A 17,011-nucleotide genomic window follows, 5' to 3' on the forward strand; every position below is an offset into this window, starting at 1 on the left:
CGTGTCGACCCAAGCGACCAACTCGCAGGAGAACCCCTTGGCGGGTTTCGGCCCGAACGAGTGGATCGTCGAGGACATGTATCAGAGGTACCTCGCCGACCCGGCCAGCGTGGACCCCGCGTGGCACGACTTCTTCGCCGACTACAAGCCCAACGGGGACGGTGCCGAGGCCAGCTCGGCGACGCCCGCCGGGGCGGCTGAGCCGGCGTCCACTGCCACCCCCGCTGCCACCGCATCTGTTACAGCGCCAAGAGCCGCCGCCGTCCCCGCCGCTCCACCGGCACCCGCGGCGTCCACCGCCGCCGCGGCCTCCCCGGCCGCCTCGGTGCCGGCCGCCGCCGCGCCGGCAGCCCCGGCCAAGCCCGTGCAGAAGGCCGCCCCGGCGACCAGGCCCGCGCCGACCAAGCAGGCGCCCGCCGCACCGGGTGGCGCGAAGCACACCCCGCTGCGCGGCGTCGCCGCCCGGATCGTGCAGAACATGGACGCGTCGCTGGAGGTGCCGACCGCCACGAGCGTCCGCGCCGTGCCGGCGAAGCTGCTGTCCGACAACCGCGTCGTGATCAACAACCACCTGGCCCGCGGCCGCGGTGGCAAGGTCAGCTTCACGCACCTGATCGGCTTCGCGATGGTCCGGGCGCTCGCCGCGCACCCGGAGATGAACAACGCCTTCGCCGAGATCGACGGCAAGCCCAACCTGGTGCAGCCCGAGCACGTCAACCTCGGCATCGCGATCGACCTGACCAAGCCCGACGGCACGCGCAACCTGGTGGTGCCGAGCATCAAGGCCGCCGACACCATGGACTTCCGCCAGTTCTGGTCGGCCTATGAGGACATCGTGCGCCGGGCCCGGCGCAACGAGCTGACCATGGAGGACCACAGCGGCGCCACGGTCTCGCTGACCAACCCGGGCGGCATCGGCACCGTGCACTCCATGCCGCGGCTCATGGCCGGGCAGGGCACGATCATCGGCGTCGGCGCGATGGAGTACCCGGCGCCCTACGCCGGGATGTCCGACGAGACCCTGGCCGACCTCGGCATCAGCAAGATCCTGACGCTGACCAGCACCTATGACCACCGGATCATCCAGGGCGCGCAGTCCGGGGAGTTCCTGAAGGTCATGCACGAGCTGCTGCTCGGCGAGCACGGGTTCTACGACCAGATCTTCACCGCCCTGCGGATCCCCTACGAGCCGGTCCGCTGGGTCCGCGACGTGGCCCGCACCTCCGAGGGCCAGATCGACAAGGCGGCCCGGGTCGTGGAGCTCATCCACGCCTACCGCGTGCGCGGCCACCTCATGGCCGACACCGACCCGCTGGAGTTCCGCATCCGCCGCCACCCGGACCTCGACGTCCTGGAGCACGGCCTGACCCTGTGGGACCTCGACCGGGTCTTCCCGGTCGGCGGGTTCTCCGGCAAGCAGAAGATGAAGCTGCGGGCCGTCCTCGGCGTGCTGCGCGACTCCTACTGCCGGCGGGTCGGCGTGGAGTACATGCACATCATGGACCCGGAGGAGCGGCGCTGGGTCGCCGAGCGGGTCGAGAAGCCCTACGAGAAGCCCGGCACCGCCGAGCAGAAGCACATCCTGAACCGGCTCAACGCCGCCGAGGCGTTCGAGACGTTCCTGCAGACCAAGTACGTCGGCCAGCGCCGCTTCTCGCTGGAGGGCGGCGAGTCGCTGATCCCGCTGCTCGACGAGATCCTGCAGAACTCGGCCGAGGGCGGCCTGGACGAGGTCGTCATCGGCATGGCGCACCGCGGCCGGCTCAACGTCCTGGCCAACATCGTCGGCAAGCCCTACGAGAAGATCTTCTCGGAGTTCGAGGGGCACCTGGACCTCAAGTCGGCGCACGGCTCCGGCGACGTCAAGTACCACCTGGGCATGACCGGCAAGTACACGCACCCGGACGGTGAGCACGCGACGACCGTCTCGGTCACCGCCAACCCGTCGCACCTGGAGGCCGTCAACCCGGTGCTGGAAGGCATCGTGCGGGCCAAGCAGGACTCGATCGACCTCAAGCTCGAGGGCTACACGGTCCTGCCGCTGCTGATCCACGGCGACGCCGCGTTCGCCGGCCAGGGCGTGGTCGCCGAGACGCTGAACCTGTCGCAGCTGCGCGGCTACCGCACCGGCGGCACCGTCCACGTCGTGGTCAACAACCAGGTCGGGTTCACCACCGCGCCGGAGTACTCGCGCTCGTCGCTGTACTCCACCGACATCGCCCGGATGATCCAGGCGCCGATCTTCCACGTCAACGGCGACGACCCGGAGGCCGTGGTCCGCGTCGCGCGGCTCGCCTTCGAATACCGTCAGGCGTTCAACAAGGACGTCGTCATCGACCTGGTCTGCTACCGGCGCCGCGGGCACAACGAGGGCGACGACCCGTCGATGACCAACCCGTTGATGTACGCGATCATCGACCAGAAGCGCTCGGTGCGAAAGATCTACACCGAGGAGCTGATCGGCCGCGGCGACATCCCGATCACCGAGGCCGAGGCCCTGCTCAAGGACTACCACGAGCAGCTGGAGACGGTGTTCAAGGCGACCCGCGACGCGTCGTCCAACCCGGCGTCGCGGCTGACCCGCCTCCGCGAGCCGGAGCCGGAGCCGGTGGTCGAGACCGCGATCGACGCCAGCGTCATGCACGCGATCGGCGAGGCGAACGTCAAGCTCCCCGAGGGCTTCACCCCGCACAAGCGCGTGCAGCAGCTGCTGGACCGCCGGGCGAAGATGGCCGCCGAGGGCGACATCGACTGGGGCTTCGCCGAGATCATCACGTTCGGCTCGCTGGTCAACCAGGGCGTCACCGTCCGGCTCTCCGGCCAGGACTCCCGCCGCGGCACGTTCGTGCAGCGCCACGCCGGCATCGTCGACGCGGAGACCGGCAGCGACTACATGCCGATGTCCGCGCTGATCAAGGACAACGCGAAGCTCTTCATCTACGACTCGCTGCTGTCGGAGTTCGCCGCGATGGGCTTCGAGTACGGGTACTCGGTGGAGAACCCCGACGCGCTCGTCATGTGGGAGGCGCAGTTCGGCGACTTCGTCAACGGCGCGCAGTCCATCGTCGACGAGTTCATCTCCTCCGGCGAGGTCAAGTGGGGCCAGCGCACCGCGGTGACGCTGCTCCTGCCGCACTCGCACGAGGGCCAGGGTCCCGACCACACGTCGGGCCGGCTCGAGCGCTACCTGCAGCTGTGCGCCGAGGACAACATGCGGGTCGCGGTGCCGACCACCCCGGCGAACCACTTCCACCTGCTGCGCCGCCAGGCGCTGTCGCCGAAGAAGAAGCCGCTCGTCGTGTTCACGCCCAAGTCGCTGCTGCGGCACCGGCTGTGCGTGTCCCCGGTCGAGGACTTCACCACGGGCACCTTCGCCACCGTGCTGGGCGACCCCGGCATCAAGGGCACCGCCCTGGACACCGCCGGCGTCAAGCGCGTCCTGCTGTGCTCCGGCAAGGTCTTCTACGACCTGCTGCAGGCCCGCACCGAGCGCGACATCACCGACACCGCCATCATCCGGGTCGAGCAGCTCTACCCGATGCCGGTCGAGGAGCTGCGCGAGGCCCTGGCCCAGTTCCCCAACGCGGAGGACTTCGCCTGGGTGCAGGAGGAGCCGGCCAACCAGGGCGCCTGGTCGTTCATCGCCCTCAACCTGCTGGAGCACCTGCAGGGCGTCGGGCTGCGCCGCATCTCCCGCCCCGCCGCGGCCGCCCCGGCGGTCGGCTCGACCAAGCTGCACGACGCCGAGCAGCAGGCCCTGATCGAGGCGGCGCTGCCGAAGCGCTGACCGTCCGTTCGTCGTTTCGCGGGGAGGGCCCACGCCCTCCCCGCAACCTTGCTGGGGGTGCCCATGTACTTCACCGACCGCGGCATCGAGGAACTCGCCCAACGCCGTGGCGAGGAAGAGGTCACGTTCGAGTGGTTGGCCGAGCGTCTCCGCGACTTCGTCGACCAGAATCCCGAGTTCGAAATCCCGGTCGAACGCCTCGCCGTCTACCTGGCCCGCCTGGACGACGACGAAGACTGATGCTTTTGCCCGCTTTTGGGGACATTCACGTCCGATCGCATCCACCAAATGGGTCGTTCAAGGACAACCTGGTGTAGTCCGGCAAGCCAATCGATTGTCCCCAGTCGGGTGATAACGGCGTAGCGCATCTCGCACCTACATTCTGTACGTGCCCCGAAGTCGCAACCGTTCTGCAACCGTGTCGCTCCTGGCCGCCGCCCTGCTCCTCCTGGGCGGCGCTTTTTCGGCCTCAGGCGCCGAGACGACCAGCGAGCCGATCGCGGCCGCGGCGGGTGCCAGCACCGTCGGCCCGATCGACCACGCGGTCGGCGTGCAGCACTTCCAGTTCGCCCGGGGCAAGGACCGCCCGCTGCCCACCACCGTGTGGTACCCGACCCGCGGATCGGCCCGCAGGATCAAGGGCCGCGTCCAGGGCGACGCCGAGCCCCTGCCGGGCCGGCACCCGCTGATCGTGTGGAGCCACGGCTTCTACAGCAACCCGCAGATGCAGGAGGGCATGACCAAGTTCCTGGCCGAGGCCGGTTACGTGGTCGTCGCCGCGGCGTACCCCTTCACGAAGAAGGACACGCCGAAGTTCAACAAGTACGACGTGCCGAACCAGTCGCTGGACGCGTCGTTCGTCATCACGCAGATGCTGCGGCCCGGCAACCCGCTCGCCGACAGCATCGACACCGACCGGATGGCGGCCGTCGGGCACTCCGGCGGCGGCACCACCACCGACGGGCTGTTCACCGTGCACCGCGACCCGCGCCTCAAGGCCGGCATCATCTTCGCGGGCCGGCCGGCCGGGGCCTACCAGGGCAGCCCCGTGCCGCTGCTGTTCATCCACGGTGACAAGGACCCGGTGGTCGCCTACGAGCAGGGCCGCACGTCCTACGGCGCGGCGCCGTGGCCGAAGGCGTTCCTCACCATCATCGGCGGCGAGCACGGCGCCGGCACGAACGACCCGGAACGCGGCCACCACCAGGCGATGGCGACGCTGCTCGACTTCCTCACCTGGGCGCTCGACGGTGACGACACTGCCCGGCTCCGGCTGAGCGGCGACGCCACGCTCGACGGTGTGACCCGGTTCGAATCGGTCGGGATCTACAGCACCAGCAGCACCACGACAACGACGAGCACGACCGCCACCACAGCGCCGGCCACGATGAAGCCGAGCTTGGAACCGGTCGCGGCGGGCTGAGCCGCCTGGTTGTTGTTGTTGTTGTCCACCCACGCCTGGAATGCCTGAGTGTTCTGACTTGGGTCAATGCGCTCATCGGGCATGGCCGACAGAATACCCATGACCTGACCTGCGGACAGTGGCCGAACGTGTCGGATTGTGGCACTCTCCGTCAATGGCCGCTTGGCACTCCCCGTCGGCCGCCTGGCGGGAACGCTCCTGGTGGGGCTGGGGATGGGCCGGCGAGGCCCTCGACGACGACGCGTGCCGCCGGCTCGCGGAGACCGCGCTGCGCCCCTGGATGCCGATCGACGGGTCGGTCCTGCCGGTGCCCTACGACCCGGTCCTCGACCCGCCGCGGCTGATCCCCCCGTCGATCATGGAGGAGGCGTTCACCGCCGACTCGGTGACGCGGGCCGCCCACACCTACGGCAAGGCGTTCCGCGACGTCGTCCGGGCCCTGCACGGCCGCCTCGAGAACCCGCCCGACCTGGTCTGCCACCCGCGCACCGCACACGACGTCGTCGCCACCCTCGACTGGGCCGAGGCGGTCGGCGCGGCGGTCGTGCCGTACGGCGGCGGCACCTCCGTCGTCGGCGGCGTCGAATACCGCGGCGACGCCCCGTGGATCTCCCTCGACCTGAGCCGGCTCAACCGCATCGGCGAGGTCGACGAGGTCAACCACGCGGTCCGGGTCCAGGCCGGCGTGTTCGGCCCCGCCCTCGAACAGGCCCTGGCACCGCACGGGCTGACCCTGCGGCACTACCCGCAGAGCTTCGAGTTCTCCACCGTCGGCGGCTGGCTCGCGACCCGCTCCGCCGGACACTACGCGACCGGCCCGACCCGCATCGACGACTTCGTCGAGGCACTGCGGGTGATCACGCCGCAGGGGCCGGTGGAGTCGTTGCGGGTGCCCGGCAGCGGCGCCGGCCCGTCCACCGACGCGCTGTTCCTGGGCTCGGAGGGCACCCTCGGCGTGATCGTGGAGGCGTGGCTGCGGGTCAGCGCCCGCCCGTCGTCCTCGGAAAGGGCTTCGACGTCGGTGGCGTTCCCGGTGTACGCCGAAGCCGTCGCCGCCGTCCGCGCGATCCTGCAGGCCGGCCTGCGGCCGAGCAACTGCCGCCTGCTCGACCCGGTCGAGGCGATGCTGAACGCCGGGGCGACCGACGGCCAGGCGCGGCTGCTCCTGGGCTTCGAGGGACCGACCACGCCCCTGCTCGCCGACGCCCTCACCATCTGCGCGGACCACGGCGGCACCGCCACGTCGAAGGGTGACCAGGGCACCTGGCGGGACGCGTTCCTGCGCGCGCCGTACACCAGGGACGCCCTGATCAGGCTCGGGCTCGTCGTCGAAACGGTCGAGACCGCCTGCACGTGGAGCAGGTTCGACGCGCTGCACGCGGCCGTGATCGCCGCCGCGCAGGCCGCCGCCCCGGCCCGGGTCGCCGTGGTCACCTGCCGCTTCACCCACGCCTACCCGGACGGCCCCGCGCCCTACTTCACGATCATCACCCCCGCGCGGCGCGGCGCCGAGGTAGCCATCTGGGACGAGATCAAGGCCGCGGTCAGCGAGGCCATCGCCGCCAACGGCGGCACGATCACCCACCATCACGCCGTCGGCCGCGACCACCTGCCGTGGCTGGCCGAGCAGCGCGACCCGCTGTTCACCGACGTGCTGCGGGCCGCGAAACGCACCCTAGACCCCCGCGGCATCCTCAACCCGGGAGCGCTGTTCTGAGGCTTCCGGCCTGACCATCCGCACCAACGCCCCCAGGCCGATCAGGAGCAGGCCGAGCAGGAAGAACGCCACCGTGAACCCCAGCGCCGAGATCGCCACACCGCCGTAGCCGAGCTCGCCCGCGTCCACGAACGGATACGGGTACCTGTGCACGATCGCGCCGCGTACCAGCGCGAACGCCAGGTAGGCGAGCGGGTAGCCCAGCCAGACGGCCGCGTACCACCACCGCACCGGCTCCCGATCGACGATCAGCCAGGTGACCGCCGCCAGGATCGGCGTCACCGTGTGCAGCAGCAGGTTGTGCGGCGCGTGCGCCCCCGAGTCGACCACGTGGAACGGGCTGGACGGGTTGGCCAGCAGCGCGTGATACACCGTGCCGGTGATGCAGCTGTACAACGTGGCCGCGCCCCGCACCCACCCCGGCACCGGCCGCAGCGCCGCCACGGCCGACACGACCGCGATGATCACGCTGCTCTGCACGGTGAAGTAGACGAACACACCCCCGTCACCGTGCGTGTAGTCGAGCAGCAGCACGATCCCGGCCAGCGCAGTCACGGCCGTGAGCACCCGGAAGACGACGGACATGGCGGCAACGTAACCGGAAATCGCCCGCCGGGCCAGCCTTGATCGCGGCGCCGTCCTCGTACGGTTGGTGCCATGCGCCGTCGTCCGGTTGATGCCATGCGCCGCCGTTCTGCCGCCCTGCCGACCCTCCTCCTGGCCCTGGCCCTGGCGCTCGTGTCCGGCGTGTCCGGCTGCACGGGTCAGCCGTCGCCGGCCCGCTGGGTCACGCCGTCGCCCTCCCTGCCCGGGGGCGCCGCGCCCCGGCTCGCCCAGGTCACGCCGCTGTCACCGCTGCCGGTGCCGACGGCGGCCCTCGACGTGTCGCGTCAGGAGATCACGTACCAACGCGAAGGCCGCGTCCTGCGCACCGTCATCTGGATGCCGTCCACGTCCGCGAAGGTCCCCGCGGTCGTGTTCAGCCACGGCCTCAACGGCACCCCGGAGTCCTTCGCGCCGCTGCTCACCGCGTGGGCGGCGGCCGGGTTCGCGGTGATCGCCCCCGCATACCCCAACACCACCCGCAGCGCACCCCGGCTCGACGTTTACGACGTGCTCAACCAGCCGGCCGACGCGAGCTTCGTGCTGAGCCAGGTCCTCGCCGGCCCGCTCGGCAAGCACATCGACAGCGACCGCCTCGCCGCCGCCGGCCACTCCGCCGGCGCGATCACCACCGTCGGCCTGTTCACCGCCGGCCGCGACGCCCGCCTGCACGCGGGCATCATCCTGGCCGGCAGCGGCCTCGGCGTCGGCACCGCGTTCTCCGGCACCCCGGCGTCGCTGCTCTTCGTCCACGGCGACGCCGACCCGCTGGTCTCCTACGCCTCCGGCAAGGCCACCTACGACGTGGTCCCCTGGTCGAAGGCGATGCTCACCGTCCCGGGCGGCAACCACAACGACCCATACCTGCGCCCCGGTGTCAGCTCCTTCACCGAGGTCCAGTCGCTGACCATCGCGTTCCTGCGCCTGGAGCTCTACGGCGACGCGTCCGCGCGGCGGAAACTGCCGCGCGGACCGTCGTTCGACGACCAGCTCTGACCACCGGACCTTAGGCGGTGTGGTCGAGCACCACCTTGCCGAACACGTCGCCGGAGTGGAGCTTCTCGAAGGCGGAACGGACGTCGGAGAACGGGATCACCGAGTCGATGATCGGCCGTACGCCGGTCTTGGCGAGCAGCGCCATCAGGTCGGCGAGCTCGTCCGGGGTGCCCATGCTGGTGCCGAGAATCTCCAGCTGCAGGGCGAACAGGCGCCGCAGGTTGACCTTCGGCAGGTGCCCGCTGGTGGCGCCGGAGACGACGATGCGGGCGCCGGGTTTCGCGCACTTCGTCGAGTGTTCGAAGGTGGCCTCGCCGACGGTCTCGATCACGACGTCGACGCGTTCGGGCAGGCGGGCACCCGAGTCGAGCGCGGTGGCGCCCAGGGCCGCGATGCGGTCGCGTTTCTCGGCGTCGCGGCTCGTGGCGTAGACCCGCGCGCCGAGGGCCCTGGCGAGCAGCACCGCGGCCGTGGCCACCCCTCCCCCGGCCCCCTGCACCAGCACCGCCCCGTCGGCCTCCAGACGCCCCTTGGTGGTCAGCATCCGATACGCGGTCAGCCACGCCGTGGGCAGGCAGGCCGCCTCGGCGAACGTGAGCTCGGCGGGCTTCGGCACCAGGTTGTACGCCGGGACGGTCACCCGCTCGGCCACGGTGCCCTGGTAGTGCTCGGACAGGATCGAGAAGTCACCCTTCTCGGTGAAGACGACCGGGTAGACGACCACCTCGGCGCCGTCGGGGCCGATACCCGCGGCGTCGCAGCCGAGGATCATCGGCAGCTGGTCCTCCCGGAGGCCGACGCCCCGCAGCGACCACAGGTCGTGGTGGTTGAGCGCGCTGGCGCGCACGTCCACCACGGCCCAGCCGTCGAGGGGCGCCGGCTCCGGCGCGTCGCCGACCGTGAGGCCGGCGAGCGGATCGGCATCGTTGAAGCTGGACGCGAAAGCGGCACGCATACGGCTATCTCAACACACTGTCGCGGTGGGCGGCTGCGGCGACCGCGGCCGCGACCGCCGGTGCGACGCGGGGGTCCAGGGCGCTGGGCACGATCGCGCCGATGGACAGCTCCCCTTCGGCCAGGACCTCGGCGATGGCCGTCGCGGCGGCGACCTTCATGCCGTCGGTGATCCGGGTCGCGCCGGCGTCGAGGGCGCCGCGGAAGATGCCGGGGAAGGCGAGCACGTTGTTGATCTGGTTGGGGAAGTCGCTGCGCCCGGTGGCGACCACGGTGGCGTACCGGGACGCGATGTCCGGGTGCACCTCCGGCGTCGGGTTGGCCAGGGCGAAGATCGCCCCGCCGGGTGACATGCCGGCGAGCGCGGACTCGCCGATGGTGCCGCCGGAGACGCCGATGAGGACGTCGGCGCCGCGCAGGGCGTTGGCGATGTCGCCGGTGATGCCGCCGGCGTTGGTGAGGGCGGCGAGCGCGGCCTTCTCCGGGTTGAGGTCGCTGCGGCCGCCGTGCAGGCAGCCACGCGAGTCCAGGACCACGATCTCGCCGGCGTCGGCACCGCCGCTGATCAGCATCTTGGTGACCGCGACGCCCGCCGCGCCGGCGCCGCTGACGACGATGCGCAGGTCGCCCAGCCGGCGTCCGAGCACGCGGGCGGCGTTGCGCAGCGCGGCGAGCACGACGATCGCGGTGCCGTGCTGGTCGTCGTGGAAGACCGGGATCGGCAGGGTCGCCTCCAGCCGGCGCTCGATGTCGAAGCAGCGCGGCGCGGAGATGTCCTCGAGGTTGATCCCGCCGAACGACGGGGCGAGCGCGGTGACGATCGCGACGATCTCGTCCGGGTCCTGGGTGTCGAGGCAGATCGGCACCGCGTCCACCCCGCCGAACTGTTTGAAGAGCACGGCCTTGCCCTCCATCACCGGCATCGCGGCGCGCGGGCCGATGTTGCCCAGGCCGAGGACCGCCGATCCGTCGGTGACCACGGCGACCGCCCGGCCGACCCAGGTCAGCTCGTGCACGAGCGACTCGTCGGCGGCGATGGCCTCGCACACCTGGGCCACGCCCGGGGTGTAGGCGAGGGCGAGGTCTTCCCGGGTGGCGAGCGGGACACTGGACTGGACGGACATCTTGCCGCCCTGATGCAGGTCGAAGACTGGCCCTTCAAGGGCATGATTGGTCACGGGTGCAGACACGGGGGCTCCTTTGCCACGTCTGACAATGCTGGTGTTTCCGCGGAGCGCATAGTGGTGAAAGCGCTCAAGATGCGATTCAGCGGGGGTGACCCGGTATCCGCATCACCTTACGCCCGGGCACGGCGCAACCGCACCGGTTGTGGCCACCAGCGAAATGTCACACGTCCGATGACGTCAGCCGTCCCGTAGTCCGCGGAATCGGACGACGCGAAGGGGTTGTCGCCGGTCAACCACCATCCGTCGCCGTCGGCCCGGGCTACCCGCTTGACCATGAGTTGCCCTGGTCGGCTGCGGAAACACCCGACGACGACGTCCCCCGGCCGAGCGGTGCTCGTGCGGCGCACGAGAATCCGGTCGCCGCGCCTGAGCGTAGGCACCATCGACGGGCCGTCCACGAGTGCCACGAACCACGGTAGCCGCATGAAATCCCCGGGCTTGGATAGGAGTAGGGTCAGGAACTGAGGATCATCGCAAATCACCCTGGAGGGTTCGATGCGACTGTCGCGGCTTTTCACCCCGCGCACCGTGGTGAGCGCCCACTGCGACCTGCCGTGTGGTGTCTACGACCCGGCGCAGGCCCGTATTGAGGCCGAGTCCGTCAAAGCAATCGCCGAGAAATATCAGGCCAGCAGTGACGCCGAGTTTCGCACCCGGGCACTGCTGATCAAGGAACAGCGGGCCGAGCTGGTCAAGCACCACCTGTGGGTGCTGTGGACCGACTACTTCAAGCCGCCGCACTTCGAGAAGTACCCGGAGCTGCACAACCTCTTCAACGAGGCGACGAAGCTCGCGGGCGCGTCCGGCGCCAAGGGTTCGGTCGACCCGGCCGTGGCCGAGAAGCTGCTCGCGAAGATCGACGAGATCGCGAAGATCTTCTGGGAGACGAAGCAGGCCTGACCTGCCAGCTGACAAGTTCGCCCCCCACCTCGCAGACGCGGGTTGGGGGGCGTTTCTTTATCGGAAGGACATAGATGAGCATTGAGATCCGTCCGGCGGCGGACGAGGACGTGCCGGCGATCGTCGAGATGGTGTTCGAGCTGGCCGAGTTCGAGAAGGCGGTCGAGGAGTGCCACCTGACGCCGGAGCAGCTGCGGGTCGCGCTGTTCAACCCTTCCCCGGCGGTGTTCTGCCATGTCGCCCGGGTCGACGGGCGGACGGTCGGGATGGCGCTGTGGTTCCGGACGTTCTCCACCTGGGAGGGCGTGCACGGCGTGTACCTGGAGGATCTGTACGTGCGTCCGGCGGCCCGCGGCACCGGCGCCGGAAAGGCCCTGGTCGCGGCGCTCGCGCGGATCTGCGTGGAGTCCGGCTACCCGCGCCTGGAGTGGTCGGTGCTGGACTGGAACCCGGCGCGGTCGTTCTACGAGGCGTTGGGTGCGCGGCACAAGTCGGACTGGCTGCCGTACCGGCTGTCCGGCGACGCGCTGTCCACGCTCGCCGCGACGGCATGACGTCGTCCGCGATTCCTTCCGCGGCGCTTGCCGTGGCCCCGGTCGTGGCGCTTGCCGTGGCCCCGGTCGTGGCGCTTGCCACGGGCCCCTGTCGTGGCGCTGGTCGTGGCACTCGCCGAGGCGCTTGCCGTGACCTCGGTCGTGGCGGCTTGAGCGTCCGCCGCACCGGTGCGTGCGGGGACGTCGTAGAGTCGCGGGCAAGGGGGTTCATCGCGTGACTCAGGTGGTTCCGAAGAGGTCGGGCTCCGACGGCGACGACGTCGTCCTGCTGGCCGTGCCCGCGTCGCCCGCCTATCTGGGGGTGCTGCGCACCGCGACGGCGGGTCTGGCCGCGCGCCTGCAGTTCACCCTCGACGAGATCGAAGACCTGCGCATCGCTGTCGACGAGGCCTGCGCGATGCTGCTCGCGGTCGCGAGCGAGACGCCGCAGCTCGGCGACACGGTCGAGCTCGCCTGCCGGTTCACCGTCACCGCCGACGCGCTGACGGTCGAGACGACGGTGCCGCTGGGCTCGCCGACGGAGCGGCTGCCCGGTGGCGAGTCGTTCGCGTGGCAGGTGCTCAGCGCCCTGGCCGACGAGGTGTCGGCATCGGTCGACGGTCTGCAGGCCAGCATCCGTCTGACGAAGCGCCGCCCGAAGTAGCGTAGTCAGTCGGTTACCGCTTTGGAGATCGATTAGGTGGTGTGGGGTAGGTTGCAGGAGAAGCGGCGGCCCGGCACCAAGCAGCGCCACGACCCGGCGGACCGCCTGAGGCCGGACGCCTCATCGGCTCACCGGGTGTGACGAGACAGGTCTACGCCGGGCGTTTACCGGTCCACGCCGGGCGCTATCGGTCCACGCCGGGTGTCTACAGGTCTACGCCGGGCGTTGCAGGTCTACGCCGGGCGTTCCTTGAGAGCCGCGACGCCGGGCACCGGTTCACGGGCGTGTTGGGGCGGGACCTCGGACGGCCGGACGTTGTCGATGTGCCCGCGGGCGATCTCCATGGCGAGATCGATGTCCTGGTCGCGGATCGCCGCGAGCAGGTTACGGTGGTCCCGGTCGATGATCCGCCACATCGGCAGTGGCGCGTTGTGGGCCGCGGCTTTGCGGTCGGTGACGGTGTAGAGCGGGCGGACGACCAGGCAGAGCAGGGTGTTTCCGGAGGCGGCCGCGACCGCGAGGTGAAACGCGGCGTGCGCGGCGATGCGTTCGTCGAGGCTCGCCGTCTCGGGGTCGAACATGGCCGCCTCGAGTTCGCGCAGGTGGTGCGCCTCGCGGCGGGCGGCGGCCAGGCCGGCGGCGGGGACCTCGAGCATGCGGCGGACCTCGAGGAAGTCGTCGCCCTTGACCACGCCGTTGGCGAGCAGGAGGCCGACGCCGTCGGTGAGGGATTCACCGAGGGTGCGGGCGTCGGGTTCGGCGACGAAGCTGCCGCCGTTGACGCCCCGGGTGGTGATGATCAGGTGCTGGCTGCTGAGGAGGCGGAGCGCCTCGCGGACGGTGGAGCGGCTCAGGCCGGACTGTTCGCACAACTGCGGCTCGGTCGGCAGCCGGGCACCAGGCAGGAGCTGGCCGGACATGATCTCGACGCGGAGCCGGTCGGCGAGGACCTGGTAAGCGGGTGCGACCGTCACGACAAACGAGCGTAAGCGACACCGGCCACCTGCGGGACCTGCAATGCCGCCGTCTCCTACATTTGGCCGGAGATCGGCGGAAGTCGAGCCGAGATCAGCGGAAGCCGAGCCGGCGACGAGCCGATCAGCGAAAGCCGAGCCGAGATCAGCGGATACCGAGCCGACGACGAGCCGGGATCAGCGGATACCGAGCGCTATGCGGGTGGACGGGGCGAACAGCAGCACCGCGCCGATGAGGCCGAGCGCGAACAGGGGCGCCCCGATCAGGGGCTGGCCGTGGGTGAGCATCGTCCAGCCGATCGGCATCTGCAGCATCTGGGCGACGATGCCGGGGCCGCGGGCCCACCGGCGGCGGCGGTGCAGCGCGACGGCGACGCCGAGGAACAGCGCGGTCATGAGCGCCAGGTAGCCGGTCGAGGAGAGCGCGACCTCGGCGGCGGTCCACTCGGCGGTGACGTCGAAATAGACGAAGAGCAGCGTGAGCAGGGCGAGCCCCACACCTTCCAGGAACAGCAGCCGCACCGCCCACCGCAGGGTCGCCGGCACCTGTTCGGGCGCTGTCGTGCCGCTCACCTGGCATTCCCTTCCAGAAGCGCCGTATCGCGCGCACCAACCTTATCGCGCTGGAGAGCGGGTACAGTGCCGCCCATGCGAGCCCTCCTGGTCGTCAACCCGAACGCGACGACCACCACCGAACGCGGTCGGGACATCCTGGTGCGGGCGCTGCGCAGCCAGGTCGACCTGGAGGTGGCGTATACGCAGCGCAAGGGCCATGGGGTGGAGCTGGCGCGGGACGCCGCCCGGGACGGGTTCGACCTGGTCGTGACGCTCGGCGGGGACGGCACCGTCAATGAGGCGGTCAACGGGCTGATGACGTTCGACGCGGGCACGGCGGAGGGACGGGCGCAGGAGCGGCCGGCGCTGGCGGTGGTGCCGGGTGGCTCCACGAACGTGTTCGCGCGGGCGTTGGGGTTGCCGAGCGACTGGGCCGAGGGCACCGGCGCGATCCTGGAGGCGCTGCGGGACCGGCGGGAGCGGATCGTCGGCCTCGGCCGCGCCGACGACCGCTATTTCACGTTCTGCGCTGGTATGGGGTTGGACGCGGAGGTCGTGCGCCGGGTCGACCAGGCCAGGCACAAGGGTTCGACGTCCACGCCGTGGCTCTATTTCAGGGCGATCGCGCAGCAGTACGCGACGACGAACCGCCGGGTGCCGCTCCTCACGCTCGAGCTTCCGGGCGAACCGGCCCGGTCCGGGCTAACGTGGATGTTGGTGCAGAACACCGCACCGTGGACATACATCGGCGAGCGGCCGGTGGATCCGAATCCGCGGGCCTCGTTCGACACGGGGCTCGACGTGCTGGGCCTGTTGCAGATGCAGGTCGGTAGCACGGCCCGGACGATGGCCCAGCTGGCGCGGGGCAGTGATCCGAAGGGCAAGCAGGTGCTGCGGATGCACGATCTTGCCGGGTTCACGCTCACCGCCGCCAAACCGATCGCTTTCCAGGTTGACGGGGAGTACCTCGGAGAGTGCGACAAGTTGGATTTCGCGTCCGTGCCGGGGGCGTTACGCGTAGTGTGTTGAGTCACCCCCGGCGATCATCCACCGAAGGGGGAGAAAGTTGCAGAGAGTCGCGAGAGAGACACCGCGACCGCATCTCCGAAACCCCTCCGGTCGTTGACCGAACCGTACTACATTGGTAACTGGCTGTTGCGATTCAGGGTCCCTAACCACATTAAAATCGGACAAACAGTGCGTGAGCTTGCTCACCGACTTGGATTTTCTTGGTTTGGACCCCTTGACATCGCGGTAGTTCGTGAAAGCATTCACAAGCGAAACGAACACTGAGCGTTGCCCGCAGGCGCGTTACGGATCTTCAGGCTCCGCCTAGCCGAGACGTTACGCGAGATGCATATAGGGAATCATTAACAACGATCCGCGAAAACAACAAGGAGTGTTGCCGCCATGTCGGACTGGCGCCACCATGCCCTCTGCCGCGACGAGGACCCGGAGCTGTTCTTCCCCATCGGAACATCGGGCCCGGCGTTGCTGCAGGTCGAGCAGGCGAAGGCAGTCTGCCAGCGCTGCTCCGTGACCAGTGACTGCCTGCAATGGGCACTCGATTCCGGTCAGGACGCAGGTGTCTGGGGCGGAATGAGCGAAGACGAGCGTCGCTTGATGAAGCGTCGCGGTGGCCTCCGGGTCCGCGCTCACTCCGCATAGCCTTCCCATAAGCGCACCAAAAACACCTCGGCTCAGGCCCGAAGCGCAGCGAAGACGAAACGCGCCGAAGACCAGAGCCACACCGAAGACGAAAACGCCCCGGCCGATGCGCCGGGGCGTTTCACGTGTGGGCCAACAATGCGGTCACCCACGATACGGGGGGTCGTTGGGGCCGGGCGGCGGGAAGTTCGGCCCGTCGTAGTAGGGCGGTTGCCCGTAACCGGGCTGACCATAGCCGGGCTGACCATAGCCGGGCGGCGGGTAACCGGGCGGCGGATAGCCGGGCTGCCCGTAGCCACCGCCGTAAGGCGCCTGGCCGTAGCCGGGCGGCGGGTACTGGTGACCGCGCATGGCCGCCGACTCGACATCGATCAGTCGCTCCAGCTCACCACGGTCCAGAAACGTCCCCCGGCACTCGTTGCACTGCTCAATGGTGACGCCGCTGCGTTCGTAGGACTGCATCGTGCCGCGGCACTTCGGGCATGTCATCTGCATACCCCTAAGGTAGCCCTCCGCCACCAAGCGCGAGATCAGCCGTTTCCCCAGGCAGCCCGGCCGGTGTGGCTAGTCGAACAATTCCTCGAAGAAGCTGTCCCGGTGGTGCTTCTTCCGCTTCTTGTGATGCCCGTAATGACCGTAGTGGCCGTGCTGGCCGTGCGGCTGCGGGTAGTGCGGCTGGCCGTGCTGCGGCTGGCCGTATGCCGGCTGACCGTACGCCGGCTGACCGTAGGCGGGCTGACCGTGGCCCGGCTGGCCGTGCACCGGCTGGCCGTAGGGCTGCTGACCGTAGGCGGGCTGCTGCGGGTATGCCTGCTGGGCGCCGGGCGGCGGGAAACCCGGGGTGCCGGGCGGGACACCGGGGGCGCCCGGCTGCTGCTGACGCCCACGCCAGGCGTTTTCCGCGTCGGTGAGCTTCTCCAGCTCACCGCGGTCGAGGAAGATGCCCCGGCACTCGAGACACTGATCGATGGTGACGCCGCTGCGCTCGTACTGCCGCATCTCGCCGCGGCACTTCGGGCATGTCATCTGCATGCATCCAAGGTAGCCGCA

The 17,011-nt window shown here is 70.0% G+C and carries 18 protein-coding genes; 10 read left to right on the top strand and 8 right to left on the bottom strand.

Annotated elements, in window-relative coordinates; genetic code table 11:
* The first annotated feature begins 1 nt into the window (after position 1).
* The 4 genes from Dsi01nite_RS21125 to Dsi01nite_RS21140 all read left to right on the top strand — a co-directional run bounded on the left by Dsi01nite_RS21125 (position 2) and on the right by Dsi01nite_RS21140 (position 6,927).
* Positions 2 to 3,787, top strand: a complete 3,786-nt coding sequence (locus Dsi01nite_RS21125; protein WP_203847936.1) for a multifunctional oxoglutarate decarboxylase/oxoglutarate dehydrogenase thiamine pyrophosphate-binding subunit/dihydrolipoyllysine-residue succinyltransferase subunit — start codon at positions 2 to 4, stop codon at positions 3,785 to 3,787.
* 63 nt (positions 3,788 to 3,850) lie between these two features.
* Positions 3,851 to 4,027 (top strand): DUF6104 family protein, encoded by a 177-nt coding sequence (locus tag Dsi01nite_RS21130; RefSeq protein WP_203847937.1) that lies wholly within the window; start codon positions 3,851 to 3,853, stop codon positions 4,025 to 4,027.
* Positions 4,028 to 4,205: 178 nt separating this feature from the next.
* Positions 4,206 to 5,210 (top strand): alpha/beta hydrolase family protein, encoded by a 1,005-nt coding sequence (locus tag Dsi01nite_RS21135; protein WP_203847938.1) that lies wholly within the window; start codon positions 4,206 to 4,208, stop codon positions 5,208 to 5,210.
* Positions 5,211 to 5,364: 154 nt separating this feature from the next.
* Positions 5,365 to 6,927 (top strand): FAD-binding oxidoreductase, encoded by a 1,563-nt coding sequence (locus Dsi01nite_RS21140; RefSeq protein WP_203847939.1) that lies wholly within the window; start codon positions 5,365 to 5,367, stop codon positions 6,925 to 6,927.
* On the opposite strand, the gene Dsi01nite_RS21145 is transcribed toward Dsi01nite_RS21140, so the two are convergent.
* Positions 6,886 to 7,512 (bottom strand): Pr6Pr family membrane protein, encoded by a 627-nt coding sequence (locus tag Dsi01nite_RS21145; RefSeq protein WP_203847940.1) that lies wholly within the window; start codon positions 7,510 to 7,512, stop codon positions 6,886 to 6,888. The genes Dsi01nite_RS21140 and Dsi01nite_RS21145 overlap by 42 nt on opposite strands.
* A 96-nt stretch (positions 7,513 to 7,608) precedes the next feature.
* Here Dsi01nite_RS21145 and Dsi01nite_RS21150 point away from each other — a divergent pair, with 96 nt between their 5' ends.
* The gene (locus tag Dsi01nite_RS21150) at positions 7,609 to 8,526 is read left to right on the top strand and encodes an alpha/beta hydrolase family protein (protein WP_203847941.1); all 918 of its coding nucleotides are present in this window, start codon (positions 7,609 to 7,611) and stop codon (positions 8,524 to 8,526) included.
* 10 nt (positions 8,527 to 8,536) lie between these two features.
* Here the strand turns inward: Dsi01nite_RS21150 and Dsi01nite_RS21155 are convergent, their stop codons facing one another.
* The 3 genes from Dsi01nite_RS21155 to Dsi01nite_RS21165 form a co-directional block, all read right to left on the bottom strand.
* Entirely contained in the window at positions 8,537 to 9,481 is a 945-nt protein-coding gene (locus Dsi01nite_RS21155; protein ID WP_203847942.1) for a zinc-binding dehydrogenase, read from the bottom strand.
* 4 nt (positions 9,482 to 9,485) lie between these two features.
* On the bottom strand, positions 9,486 to 10,604 hold the full coding sequence (locus Dsi01nite_RS21160) for an NAD(P)-dependent malic enzyme (RefSeq protein ID WP_203847975.1): 1,119 nt from the start codon (positions 10,602 to 10,604) through the stop codon (positions 9,486 to 9,488).
* A gap of 173 nt (positions 10,605 to 10,777) precedes the next feature.
* Positions 10,778 to 11,092 carry a S24/S26 family peptidase gene (locus Dsi01nite_RS21165; RefSeq protein ID WP_203847976.1) on the bottom strand — a complete coding sequence of 105 codons (315 nt, stop codon included), beginning with the start codon at positions 11,090 to 11,092 and terminating at the stop codon, positions 10,778 to 10,780.
* A 70-nt stretch (positions 11,093 to 11,162) separates the two neighbouring features.
* On the opposite strand from Dsi01nite_RS21165, the gene sodN reads away from it, so the two are divergent.
* From sodN to Dsi01nite_RS21180, 3 genes are all read left to right on the top strand, one after another.
* Complete coding sequence (sodN, locus tag Dsi01nite_RS21170) at positions 11,163 to 11,567, top strand: superoxide dismutase, Ni (protein WP_203847943.1); 405 nt, start codon at positions 11,163 to 11,165, stop codon at positions 11,565 to 11,567.
* A gap of 74 nt (positions 11,568 to 11,641) precedes the next feature.
* Entirely contained in the window at positions 11,642 to 12,121 is a 480-nt protein-coding gene (locus tag Dsi01nite_RS21175) for a GNAT family N-acetyltransferase (protein ID WP_203847944.1), read from the top strand.
* Between the two features lie 223 nt (positions 12,122 to 12,344).
* The gene (locus Dsi01nite_RS21180) at positions 12,345 to 12,764 is read left to right on the top strand and encodes an ATP-binding protein (RefSeq protein WP_203847977.1); all 420 of its coding nucleotides are present in this window, start codon (positions 12,345 to 12,347) and stop codon (positions 12,762 to 12,764) included.
* A 233-nt stretch (positions 12,765 to 12,997) separates the two neighbouring features.
* Here the strand turns inward: Dsi01nite_RS21180 and Dsi01nite_RS21185 are convergent, their stop codons facing one another.
* Both Dsi01nite_RS21185 and Dsi01nite_RS21190 read right to left on the bottom strand, forming a co-directional pair.
* Entirely contained in the window at positions 12,998 to 13,738 is a 741-nt protein-coding gene (locus tag Dsi01nite_RS21185; protein WP_239136053.1) for a FadR/GntR family transcriptional regulator, read from the bottom strand.
* Positions 13,739 to 13,915: 177 nt separating this feature from the next.
* Entirely contained in the window at positions 13,916 to 14,311 is a 396-nt protein-coding gene (locus Dsi01nite_RS21190; RefSeq protein ID WP_203847945.1) for a hypothetical protein, read from the bottom strand.
* A 75-nt stretch (positions 14,312 to 14,386) separates the two neighbouring features.
* Between Dsi01nite_RS21190 and Dsi01nite_RS21195 the strand changes: the two genes are divergently transcribed.
* Positions 14,387 to 15,322: a diacylglycerol/lipid kinase family protein gene (locus Dsi01nite_RS21195; RefSeq protein ID WP_203847946.1), complete on the top strand. Its 936-nt coding sequence runs from the start codon at positions 14,387 to 14,389 to the stop codon at positions 15,320 to 15,322.
* 381 nt (positions 15,323 to 15,703) lie between these two features.
* Positions 15,704 to 15,961 (top strand): WhiB family transcriptional regulator, encoded by a 258-nt coding sequence (locus tag Dsi01nite_RS21200; RefSeq protein ID WP_033358446.1) that lies wholly within the window; start codon positions 15,704 to 15,706, stop codon positions 15,959 to 15,961.
* 144 nt (positions 15,962 to 16,105) lie between these two features.
* On the opposite strand, the gene Dsi01nite_RS21205 is transcribed toward Dsi01nite_RS21200, so the two are convergent.
* Both Dsi01nite_RS21205 and Dsi01nite_RS21210 read right to left on the bottom strand, forming a co-directional pair.
* Positions 16,106 to 16,456 (bottom strand): TFIIB-type zinc ribbon-containing protein, encoded by a 351-nt coding sequence (locus Dsi01nite_RS21205; RefSeq protein ID WP_203847947.1) that lies wholly within the window; start codon positions 16,454 to 16,456, stop codon positions 16,106 to 16,108.
* A gap of 69 nt (positions 16,457 to 16,525) precedes the next feature.
* Entirely contained in the window at positions 16,526 to 16,993 is a 468-nt protein-coding gene (locus Dsi01nite_RS21210) for a TFIIB-type zinc ribbon-containing protein (RefSeq protein ID WP_203847948.1), read from the bottom strand.
* Positions 16,994 to 17,011 lie beyond the last annotated feature (18 nt).

The organism is Dactylosporangium siamense (assembly GCF_016862795.1).
Classification (GTDB): Bacteria; Actinomycetota; Actinomycetes; order Mycobacteriales; family Micromonosporaceae; genus Dactylosporangium; species Dactylosporangium siamense.